This is a genomic window from Italian clover phyllody phytoplasma str. MA1 (assembly GCF_000300695.1).
In the GTDB taxonomy this organism is placed as follows: domain Bacteria; phylum Bacillota_I; class Bacilli_A; order Acholeplasmatales; family Acholeplasmataceae; genus Phytoplasma.
This window is the reverse complement of record NZ_AKIM01000132.1, coordinates 1-378: the sequence shown is the minus strand read 5'-3', so window position 1 is coordinate 378 and position 378 is coordinate 1. Positions and strand designations below refer to the sequence as shown.

The 378-nt window shown below is 33.3% G+C and carries 2 pseudogenes; both read left to right on the top strand.

What is annotated here, in order from left to right:
* Window positions 1-198: pseudogene (locus RI01_RS02940) on the top strand (hypothetical protein); the annotation flags it as partial.
* A pseudogene (locus tag RI01_RS02935) lies at window positions 137-378 on the top strand (hypothetical protein); the annotation flags it as partial. The pseudogenes RI01_RS02940 and RI01_RS02935, both read left to right, overlap by 62 nt.

Sequence of the window (378 nt, the reverse complement as noted above, 5' to 3'; positions counted from 1 at the left end):
AAAATCCCTAATCCACCACAACAATTAACCCATAAAATGGAAAATCCCCCAACACCAATCTTACAAGCGCCATTTATTCAACAATCATTCAATCCAACAATTATCGAAAAAGAAGAATCAATTTTAACTAATTATAATGAAGATAAAACAGAAACAAATCAAGAAGAAAGAGAAACTAGTAACCTTAACAATCCCTGATAAAGGTTCAGTTGAATCAACAACTGAACCTACCTTATTGCAACAAGAACAACTCCAACACACACCACCACTTGGTGAGGAATTAAAAGAAACTAACCAAACAACGGAAACACAACAACTAACTCCTGAAGAAATCATCAAAGCCAAAAACTTATTAGAAATCCAACTCCAACAAGAAAA